Annotated in this window: 10 protein-coding genes and 1 rRNA gene; 8 read left to right on the forward strand and 3 right to left on the reverse strand. The window is 33.5% G+C overall.

Translation table 11 applies throughout. From position 1 onward, the window contains the following. Positions 1-92 precede the first annotated feature (92 nt). The 5 genes from CHB80_RS16525 to CHB80_RS16545 all read left to right on the forward strand — a co-directional run bounded on the left by CHB80_RS16525 (position 93) and on the right by CHB80_RS16545 (position 4,565). On the forward strand, positions 93-302 hold the full coding sequence (locus CHB80_RS16525) for a hypothetical protein (protein WP_089372605.1): 210 nt from the start codon (positions 93-95) through the stop codon (positions 300-302). A gap of 114 nt (positions 303-416) precedes the next feature. After that, positions 417-1,829, forward strand: coding sequence for a 23S rRNA (uracil(1939)-C(5))-methyltransferase RlmD (gene rlmD, locus CHB80_RS16530; RefSeq protein WP_089372606.1), 1,413 nt, complete (start codon positions 417-419; stop codon positions 1,827-1,829). Between the two features lie 24 nt (positions 1,830-1,853). After that, the gene (locus CHB80_RS16535; RefSeq protein ID WP_089372607.1) at positions 1,854-3,365 is read left to right on the forward strand and encodes a TlpA family protein disulfide reductase; all 1,512 of its coding nucleotides are present in this window, start codon (positions 1,854-1,856) and stop codon (positions 3,363-3,365) included. Continuing rightward, the gene (locus tag CHB80_RS16540) at positions 3,365-3,871 is read left to right on the forward strand and encodes a DUF6452 family protein (protein WP_089372608.1); all 507 of its coding nucleotides are present in this window, start codon (positions 3,365-3,367) and stop codon (positions 3,869-3,871) included. The genes CHB80_RS16535 and CHB80_RS16540 overlap by 1 nt, the downstream gene beginning before the upstream one ends. 16 nt (positions 3,872-3,887) lie before the next feature. Then, positions 3,888-4,565, forward strand: coding sequence for a DUF6048 family protein (locus CHB80_RS16545; RefSeq protein WP_089372609.1), 678 nt, complete (start codon positions 3,888-3,890; stop codon positions 4,563-4,565). A 160-nt stretch (positions 4,566-4,725) separates the two neighbouring features. Here CHB80_RS16545 and CHB80_RS16550 read toward each other — a convergent pair whose 3' ends face one another. Together CHB80_RS16550 and CHB80_RS16555 are read right to left on the reverse strand one after the other, a co-directional pair. Beyond that, positions 4,726-5,574, reverse strand: coding sequence for an FkbM family methyltransferase (locus CHB80_RS16550; RefSeq protein WP_089372610.1), 849 nt, complete (start codon positions 5,572-5,574; stop codon positions 4,726-4,728). Between the two features lie 24 nt (positions 5,575-5,598). Next, on the reverse strand, positions 5,599-6,768 hold the full coding sequence (locus CHB80_RS16555; protein ID WP_229746940.1) for a THUMP domain-containing class I SAM-dependent RNA methyltransferase: 1,170 nt from the start codon (positions 6,766-6,768) through the stop codon (positions 5,599-5,601). Positions 6,769-6,824: 56 nt separating this feature from the next. Here CHB80_RS16555 and CHB80_RS16560 point away from each other — a divergent pair, with 56 nt between their 5' ends. The 3 genes from CHB80_RS16560 to CHB80_RS16570 all read left to right on the forward strand — a co-directional run bounded on the left by CHB80_RS16560 (position 6,825) and on the right by CHB80_RS16570 (position 9,118). Continuing rightward, a complete protein-coding gene (locus CHB80_RS16560; protein ID WP_089372611.1) occupies positions 6,825-7,493 on the forward strand; it encodes a ZIP family metal transporter in 669 nt (222 codons plus the stop codon). A 104-nt stretch (positions 7,494-7,597) separates the two neighbouring features. Then, entirely contained in the window at positions 7,598-8,602 is a 1,005-nt protein-coding gene (locus CHB80_RS16565; protein ID WP_089372612.1) for a hypothetical protein, read from the forward strand. A gap of 87 nt (positions 8,603-8,689) precedes the next feature. Next, positions 8,690-9,118, forward strand: a complete 429-nt coding sequence (locus tag CHB80_RS16570; RefSeq protein ID WP_089372613.1) for a DUF4268 domain-containing protein — start codon at positions 8,690-8,692, stop codon at positions 9,116-9,118. A gap of 720 nt (positions 9,119-9,838) precedes the next feature. Here the strand turns inward: CHB80_RS16570 and rrf are convergent. Next, positions 9,839-9,930, reverse strand: a 5S ribosomal RNA gene (gene rrf, locus CHB80_RS16575); the annotation flags it as partial.

Here is a 9,930-nt window from a genome sequence, read left to right on the forward strand (position 1 = left end):
TTCAAAATCAAGACATATACTGGTATTTTTCACTTCAGTTATATAAATTAATCTAGTATGTTTATTTCATAACTATAAAAGCTAATATTCAAATGAAAAAAATGAAAAACAAATTATCTTTTGATACATTTAAAATAGCAAAACTCTCTTGGAATTTATCAATGATACGGGGAGGACAAGGACCTACAACTACTCTTGACGAACATACTCATAATTGTCCAACTGATCCTACTCAAAGCGATACTTTAAGTCAAAAAACTAATTCTTCTCTAAGATGTAGCAGTAATGATTGTGCGGGTTAGTATACCTAGGGGGGGGTAAAGCAAAATACATTTTATCATAATACCTATTTGTATTGAAAAAATGATCCTAAAATTCATATAGCCTGTTTCATAAAAACAGGCTATTTTTGCGTGATGTCTAGAAGAAAACAAAACCGCAAAGTTTTTACGGAACTTGAAGTAACAGATGCTGGTGCCAAAGGCAAAGCAATCGCTCATGCACCCGACGGAAAAGTCGTTTTTATAAATAATGCTGTACCTGGCGATGTCGTAGATGTACAGACTACAAAAAAACGTAAATCATACTACGAAGGCACGGCTACACATATTCATACGCTTTCGCGAAAGCGTACACAACCACAATGTCAACACTTTGAAGTATGTGGTGGGTGTAAGTGGCAACATATGGACTATAAATACCAACTAGAGTATAAACAGCAAGAAGTTGTCAATAACCTGACTCGCTTAGGAAAAATAAAACTCCCAGAAGTAACGCCTATCGCTGGAAGTGCTTCTCAATATTTTTATCGCAATAAGATGGAATTTGGCTTTTCGGATAGTAAGTGGCTTACCATGGAGCAAATCAAAAGCGATGAAGTAATAGAAGACCGAAATGCCCTAGGATTTCATATCGCTGGAATGTGGGATAAGATTTTAGATATTGAAAAATGTCATCTACAACAAGATCCAAGTAATGCGATACGTAATGGTATTAAATCATTTGCTACCAAAAATAATATGGCATTTTACAATGCCCGCAATCAAGAGGGGTTATTGCGTACCTTAATGATACGCACATCATCTACTGGAGAATTGATGGTGCTCGTACAGTTTTACAAAGAAGATGTTGCGCAAAGAACACTCCTACTCGATTATATAAAAAATGAATTTCCCGAAATTACATCTTTATTATATGTAATTAATTCAAAAGGAAATGATACTATTTATGATCAAGAAGTAATTTGCTATCATGGGAGAGATCATATTTTTGAAGAAATGGAAGGATTGCAATTTAAGATCAATGCAAAATCTTTTTATCAAACCAATTCTGCACAAGCCTATGAATTATACAAAATCACAAGAGATTTTGCGGGACTAACTGGTAATGAACTTGTATATGATTTATATACTGGTACAGGAACCATTGCACAATTTGTTGCAAAGAAAGCAAAGAAAGTGATTGGAGTAGAAGCAGTTCCTGATGCGATTGAAGCTGCCAAAGAAAATGCACAACGCAATCATATCGATAATGCCGAATTCTTTGTAGGGGATATGAAAAAAGTATTTAATGAGCAGTTTATAAGTACACATGGAATCCCTGATGTGATTATCACAGATCCACCTAGAGATGGAATGCATGCCGATGTGGTTAAACAAATCTTAAACATTGCGCCACAAAAAGTAGTTTACGTAAGTTGCAATAGTGCAACACAAGCACGTGATCTTGCGTTACTAGATGAAACCTATAAAGTAACAAAAGTGCAACCTGTAGATATGTTTCCGCAAACGCATCACGTAGAAAATGTAGTACTACTAGAAAAAAGATAGAACTACGCTTAAAAACAAACCATCATGATCTATAAAAACATAAGTGCTTCTCTAATTGTCTTACTACTCATCTTCTCATGTACATCAAAACCTGAGCATAATACAGCGTCTTCTGAAACAACTAATGAAGATATTATTATAACAGGAAACATTGATAACCTAGATGTCGCTAAGTTTGGAGACAAAGTATCTTTTGGATATCATGATTATATGGCCGGTGATTATCGAGAACTAAAAGCTTCTATAGATACACTAACAGGCGATTTTATAACAAATATTTCTTCTATCGCACCCGTTCAGATCTACTTCTATCATAATAATGGCTTAGAAATTATAGTATCTCCAGGAGATAGTATCCATTTTAAAATGGATGGTAGTATTATTGATAAAACAGCTTTTGTTAATACCCTTGAAATAAGCGGTGATGCGGTTCAGACAAATAAAAATCTTATAGCATTTCATCAAGAATTTAAGCCTGATTATGCACGTAATGAACTTGAAATAAAAAGAGGCAATCCAGAAAATTACAAGAAATACTTAGACTCCTTATACATAGAACGAAATAAAAAAATCCAAGATTTTGCTTCTAATAATGAATTGAGTAATACGTTTAAAAACTGGCTAACCGTTGAGGAAAAGTATGCGAAAAATGCTGCTTTATTACAATATCCTCCACTGTATAATATGTTTACTAGACAGTTTCTTGATGTAACTCCAGATTACTTTAATGATGCTATGAAAGTTCCTAGTTTTACAAAAGAAGATCTAGCAAATAGCACCCTCGCAAGAAATTATATACAATATTACTACTATCAACTTAGAACAGAATTACAATCAAAACTTTCACAAGAAGATTTGAGAGAACCTAAAAAAAGAGATTCTGTGTTCTATACATCAATCAATACTATAGCCAAAGACAATAAGTTAATGGCACAGCTTATTACACTAACCGCTTTGCAAGGAGAACTTAATAACAATACCATAAAAGGATATGAGGATAATATAACCCAAATAGAAAACTTGTTTGCAGACAGTGATTTTTCAGCTCCCCTGAATGCCAAATATCTAAAAGTAAAAAACCTATTAGAAAACCCTATACTTCCAGAAGACTCTAAGTTATTATCCTTTCAGACTGAAAACCCAGAAGAATACCTTAAAGAGATTATCTCAAATGCAAATGGAAAGGTCATATACATAGATAACTGGGCAACTTGGTGTGGACCTTGTAAGCAAGAGTTCAAACAAAGTACCCCACAGCTAAAAGAAAAATTCCAACAAGATGTTGAGTTTATTTATCTGTGCCATCAATCTAATGAAAAGTTATGGAAGCCTTCTATCGCCGAGTTTAAAGTGACTGGAAAACATTATTTCCTTTCACAAGAAGAAAGCAATCCTATATTTAGAGAAATAAATTTACAAGGATTTCCTACCTATACTATTATCAATAAAAAAGGGGAAATTGTAAAATCTGGATTTGAATACCGCCCTAGTAGAGCAATTACTTCAGAAATCCTAACAGAATTAATAGCAGAGTAATGACAAAACGTTTATTTATAATAGGAACTGTACTCTGGGGATGTATCATGCTCTCTTCTTGTGAAAGAGACGATATATGTGCAGAAGCCACACCCGTTACCCCTTTATTAATCATTGATTTTTTTGACATTGAAAATCCAACAGAACCAAAGACACCCGTAGATTTAACGATTAGAGAAGTAAATGGAGATACATTAGACGGCTCGCCTTTTAACACTTCTACAGTCTCTATACCACTGCGTACAAATCAAGATCAGACGGATCTACTCTTTGTACTAAATACGGGTAGTGAAGAATTAGAAACCCCTGAAAATATAGACGGACTTAGCATCAATTATGTTCGTATTGAAGAATATATAAGTAAAGCATGTGGTTTTAGAATAACATATGATGCGCTAGATGCAACTCCTAGCTCCCAAGATGGTGAATTCTGGATACAAGATGTAATAATAATTAACACAACTGTAGAAGATGAGACTTCAGCACATATCCAGATTTTTCATTAGCCTATCTATTATTTTTATGAGTGCATTCCTTAGCGCTCAAGAAAATGAAGATACTACAGAGACAGCTACTAAAGATGTTACACAACAAAATGTCCAGTACTATGGCTTACGTATAGGAGTTGATCTTTCAAAACCCGTACGTAGTCTTTTAGACGATCAGTATAGTGGTCTTGAGATTGTAGGAGATTTTAGAGTGAGTAATCGTTATTATGTAGCCGCAGAACTAGGAAATGAAACATTTACAGTAGATGAATTTTCAAATATTGATGTAACTTCTTCAGGTTCATACATAAAAGCTGGATTTAACTATAATGCCTATAATAATTGGTTTGGTATGAATAACCTTATCTATGCAGGTGTTCGTGCAGGTTTTTCAACTTTTACTCAAGAACTAAACACCTATACAATTTCTACCTCAAATACATTCTTTGAAGAAGATGTGCGCACAGATACTAGAGAATTTGACGGACTAAATGCCACTTGGTTAGAATTTCAACTAGGTATACAAACTGAACTGTTTAGTAATTTTTATTTAGGAATTAATCTTCAAATCAAAAATAGAGTTACAGAAACAGAACCCGATGGATTTGAAAATGTATATATTCCAGGATTTGGAAAAACTACAGACGAGAGTAAATTTGGTGTAGGTTATGGATATACACTATCCTACCTTATTCCTATTTTCAAAAAATAAAAAGTGTATTGTTTTGTACGCTTTCGCGAAATCGAACTTGTGAGATTCACGACCGGAGGGAGAATGAAATGGTAAATCGAGCTTGCAAGACCTGCCTGCCGTCAGGCAGGTTCATGACCAAAAGGGAGAGCGTAGCGTTAAAGCATATAAAGGATATCTCTTATTTTTCTTTGGTAAATAAGAGATCATCTGCTGTCTCACTATTATATAAGGAATCCAGAAAAGAGAGAAACTCCTCTGTAGAAGTACGCAAATCTATTTCTTTTTTCTGTCCCACAAATCGAACCTTATCAAAATGAGGAAGGATAAGTGCTACAAATTCCTTATTAGAAACACCTGATACATTTTTAAGATGATGTGGTACATATTCTATGTATAACATTTTAACATCAGTCAGGACATCTTGCATACCCTGTAAAGCAAAATACTCTGCCCCTTCTATATCTACAATAATGTGATCTGGTTTTGGAAGGCTTTCCTGTTTAATATGATCATCCAAACGTATCATATCTACCTCGACCGTATCTGGATTATCATGAGAATACAGATAACTGTCCTTAATAGGTTTTATCTTACTCCCACCACTATTAAGTGTATTTTTATAAAAAGATATTTTCTTTTCTGAATCTCCTACGGCATAATTAAAAAGCGTCGCATTCTCTAAATCATTTATTAAAACATTTTTAGATACATATCCAAAAGTATCTGGATTTGCCTCATACCCGACAATGGTCTTACATTGCTTCCCTATAGGTACTAAAAGAGTCCCTATATGAGTTCCCAAAACATATACAATATCATCTTTATGGATATACGTTAAAAGCTCTTTGATTTCAGAAATATTCCATCCTCCTTTGAAACCAAGATAACGACCAATTGTATAATCATCTATAGGCGCTAGTATCATTCCATTTTCAGTGTCATAAATAACTCCTTTTGCATGATGCCCTAATACTTTCTTTCGAAGTTTTATTTTAAACTGACGCTTTTTAACCTTTATTTTTTTCATATCTAAGTATAGATAAAATCGTGTTTATGATTGTTGGTGCTTTGCTTTTCGGGTTCCTTCGTACATTTCGTATTTTACAAATCTACTCTCTAGACTACCATTATATAGTTTTATTTTTCGACTTGGTCGTAATCCTACATGTTTTAATGCCTCCATATTTGAAGTAATAAACCAAGCATGTGATCCTGGATAGCTAGATTTGAGTGTATCTCCAATTTCTGCATAAAAAGCTTCCATAGAAATAGGGAGTCGTTCCCCATAAGGAGGATTAAATACCAATTGTAAAAAGTCATTCCCTTCTTTTTTAGAATCAAAGAAGTTTTGTTCTTTAATGGTTATAAAATCTTGTAATTGCGCATTTTTAATATTATCTCTTGCTTTACTAATCACAGAAGGCGCCTTATCATACCCTATAATCTTATATTTAAAATCCTTTACCTTTTTTAGGGCAGAGGCTTCTATAAGATCATATAAATCTGGATCCCAATCATCCCACTTCTCAAAAGCAAATTCTTTTCTATTTAAATTGGCAGGGACATTAGCGGCTATCATTGCAGCTTCTATAAGCATGGTCCCACTACCACACATAGGATCTAATAAATCACTCTGACCTTCCCAACCACTCATAAGAATTAATCCCGCAGCTAAAGCTTCATTTATAGGCGCTATATTCGTTTTAGTTCTATATCCTCTATGATGTAAAGAAGCACCACTACTATCTAGTGAGATAGTACACCAATTATTTTGTATATGCACATTAAGACGTACATCTGGGTGTTTTGTATCTACATTTGGGCGTGTCTTTTCTTCTTTTCTAAATTTATCTACAATCGCATCTTTTACTTTAAAAGATACATATTGTGAATGCGTAAATGTATCACCGCTTACGGTAGCATTAATAGCAAACGTACGATCTACACTCATAAAGGATCGCAGATTCATTTTTTGAACACGACGGTATAAATCATCTTCATTCATGACACGAAACTCTGCAATAGGTTTTAAAATTTTTATAGCGGTACGACAACAAAGGTTGGCTTTGTACATAAACCCTTTATCTCCATCAAAAGAGACATTACGCACACCTATTTCTACATTTCCAGCACCTAGATTACGTAATTCATTTGCCAAGATTTCTTCAAAGCCAAAAAATGTTTTGGCTACCATTCTAAAGTTTTGGTTTGATCCATTCATATGCCACAAAAATACAGTATTTTTACCCACTCAAACTTGTACAAAACAAATAACCTTTGACTGCTTTCTTATTACCTCTTTTTGCCGTTATAGTTGGATTTTTAATTGCGCTAGTTTTAAAACCATCTATTAGTAATAAAGTCAATCTATTACTATCCTTTAGCGGCGCCTTTTTATTATCTACAATTATCTTTGAATCATTACCAGAGGTTTATATAAATCAAGACCATAACGTTGGAATTTTTATAGTAGCTGGTTTACTTATGCAAATTCTATTAGAATTTAGTTCTAAAGGGGCAGAACATGGACATACCCACCAAAAAGACACCGCTAGTTTTCCTTGGTTACTTTTTATAAGTTTATCTATACACGCACTTATAGAAGGCTTTCCTGTTTCTGAAAATGATCATATGTTGTATGGTATTGTGGTTCATAAATTACCTATTGCAATCATTATATCTTCCTTCCTTCTGGCTTCTCAAATAAAGTTATGGAAATCTATTTTATTTATAGTAGGTTTTGCTCTTATGACTCCTCTAGGAAGTTATATTAACCAGCAAGCTTTTATTCTAGATTCTTATAAAACACCTATTAATGCCTTTGTCATTGGGGTACTTCTTCATGTTTCTACTACAATACTATTTGAAAGCTCAAAAAATCATCAATTTAATGCTTCTAAACTAGCAGTTATTATATTAGGATTTATTATTGCATATTATCTATAAAATAGGATTTTTCTTACTATTAAGCCCAGTAATAACGAGGCTAAAATTTTGTTAAGAATAATTTATCATCTAATTTTAGAGCCTCACTAAAAAAATCAATTACAATGGGGAAAAAATTATTTATAGCAGCATTTGCTATGCTATTCATTATGAGTTGTAGTACTGACAACGAAGACAATCAAACAGTAACCATAGACGAAAGTATTCCTGAAATTTCAAACCTTATAACTCATGTTGCCGCAACTGCATTTGATAATTCTGCCCGTGGAAAATATGTAGGTGTATTTGGTCATTATCAAAATTCAGAGTTACACGGTAAGATATATATCAATAACGGTATGGATACTAGACATTCAGCAATTATTGAGCTTATAAATGGAGAAACATTAAAATTTCAAGGAATTCCTCAGTCTAGGAGTAATCCTAATCTTATCTATTTTGAAGGAAAAGCAGGAAGCTTTGATCTTAATTTTGAAGATTACGCAAATCCACAAGCATCTAATGTGTTTATGAATGATGTAGATACAGAAGGATATATTACATTAGTAAAAAGTACAAGAGGAGCTGATCCATTGGTATTTATTGGAACCTATGAAGAAACAGGTAATGAAATTGAATTTTTCGGAAATTGGGATTTAATCGCAAATCCTGCAACAGCAACATCTACACCATTTTCTACAACTGTTCCTGGCGTACCATTTCCTATTAGCGGTACTGCAGTATCACAAGAAATTGTAACCATGTCTATAAGCCATGCTGGATCTACAGATCCTTTTGTTATAAATGGAGCAGATGATTTTGATATAAATGCTGCTGTGGCTTGTGCTCCTGCTGGAATAGCTATACCAACTACTGAGCCTGTAATTCTTGATATTACTATCCCACCACCTTTTCCTGGATTTCCTACAACATTAGTAGATGCTATTAGTGCAGGGGGTCAAACCTCTATGATTAATGGTATAGAAGCTACTTGGAGTTTTAACTATACATCAGCAATTCCTATTGCTGGAATAGCTGAATCATATATAAATAATGATTGTACTGCTGCAGTATCAGGAACTTGGTCTTGGAATGGAAGAACAGGAACTACAACAGCTGTAATCGAATAAACTACACCATTTTATACTGGTTTAAAATAACTAATATGAGGATTCATAACTAATGAATCCTCATTTTTTATACCTACATTTATTTTTATGTTTAGTAAAGAACAGTCAAAAGAAATACGGCAACAGTTTTGGATATTTTTTGATAAACGATATCCCAGAAAATGGCTTTTATATAATACAGCGATTAAAGATGTGAGTCTAAAGTTTGATTTTGATACAAAAAAAGCAATCGTAGCTATAGATAGTACTTCTAATGACGAGATTTACAGAACGTATTATTTTGATAAATTCCTAAGTCTTAAAAACATTCTTAAAGAAGAAGTATCTTCAGACCTTAAATTTGAAGAACATTATTTACTTCCTAGCGGTAAACTCATCTCTCGCTGTTATCTTCAATTAGACGGTGTAAGTATTCATAACAAAAACACATGGCCACAAGTATTTGATTTTTTTAATACTAACATGGATAAGATTGAGCAATTCTTTGTAGAATATAAAGATTACATTTCTTCTTAAACGATAAGTAGGCTAGTACTTAGTTTATTTTCGCTTTCGCGAAAAGCGAATTAGGTTTCTTTCAATACAAAAAATGATATATCATACTAGGTATAAGGTAGGAGTTTGGGGACTTATCTTGTTTATATACTATACATTCTTATTTTAATGAAACATAAAGTAAGTAGGTAATTAGACAATCTGCCCCTAAAAAGAAACATTAAGAGACATGTAACCTCAAAATCCTGACTATTGTAGTCAGGATTTTTTTGATTTAAAGGACGTATACTATATTTCTACAAATTATTTAACTCATTTGTATTTTTCTTCATTCGCTTTCGCTAAAATCTATTCTGTATGTATATGTTTTAGGCTAGTTTTGTTTTTCAATACTTTGATTTCCTCTTCATAAAGCAACAAGGTATACCCTCTTTCTCCTTGACTTTAGGGCATAAAAAAGGTTTAACACATTATCTGTATTAGACCTTAAAAAAGCGGCGTCTCTACGCTCCACTCGATGTAGTACTCTCCTTCATAAAGCAACAAAGTATCATCTCTCTTTTCCCTTGACTTTAGGGCATAAAAAAAGTCTAACACATTAATCTATATTAGACCATAAAAAGCGGCGTCTCTACGCTCCACTCTATGTAGCACCCTCTTCATAAAGCAACAAGGTATCATTTCTTTTCCCTTGACTTTAGGACATAAAAAAAGGTCTAACACAAATTGTATTAGACCTTAAAAAGGCGGCGACCTACTCTCCCACGATTGTAGTACCATCGGCGCTGGCGGGCTTAACTTCTCTGTTCGGAATGGGAAGAGGTGAGCCCCGT

The organism is Dokdonia pacifica, assembly GCF_900188275.1.
GTDB lineage: Bacteria > Bacteroidota > Bacteroidia > Flavobacteriales > Flavobacteriaceae > Dokdonia > Dokdonia pacifica.

Bases quoted from the DNA above. Each gene is read 5' to 3' on its own strand.
- CHB80_RS16545 (WP_089372609.1), top strand. From the start codon at position 3,888: ATGAGTGCATTCCTTAGCGCTCAAGAAAATGAAGATACTACAGAGACA.
- CHB80_RS16570 (WP_089372613.1), top strand. From the start codon at position 8,690: ATGTTTAGTAAAGAACAGTCAAAAGAAATACGGCAACAGTTTTGGATA.
- CHB80_RS16555 (WP_229746940.1), bottom strand. From the start codon at position 6,768: ATGAATGGATCAAACCAAAACTTTAGAATGGTAGCCAAAACATTTTTT.
- CHB80_RS16540 (WP_089372608.1), top strand. From the start codon at position 3,365: ATGACAAAACGTTTATTTATAATAGGAACTGTACTCTGGGGATGTATC.
- CHB80_RS16525 (WP_089372605.1), top strand. From the start codon at position 93: ATGAAAAAAATGAAAAACAAATTATCTTTTGATACATTTAAAATAGCA.
- CHB80_RS16565 (WP_089372612.1), top strand. From the start codon at position 7,598: ATGGGGAAAAAATTATTTATAGCAGCATTTGCTATGCTATTCATTATG.
- rlmD (WP_089372606.1), top strand. From the start codon at position 417: ATGTCTAGAAGAAAACAAAACCGCAAAGTTTTTACGGAACTTGAAGTA.
- CHB80_RS16550 (WP_089372610.1), bottom strand. From the start codon at position 5,574: ATGAAAAAAATAAAGGTTAAAAAGCGTCAGTTTAAAATAAAACTTCGA.
- CHB80_RS16535 (WP_089372607.1), top strand. From the start codon at position 1,854: ATGATCTATAAAAACATAAGTGCTTCTCTAATTGTCTTACTACTCATC.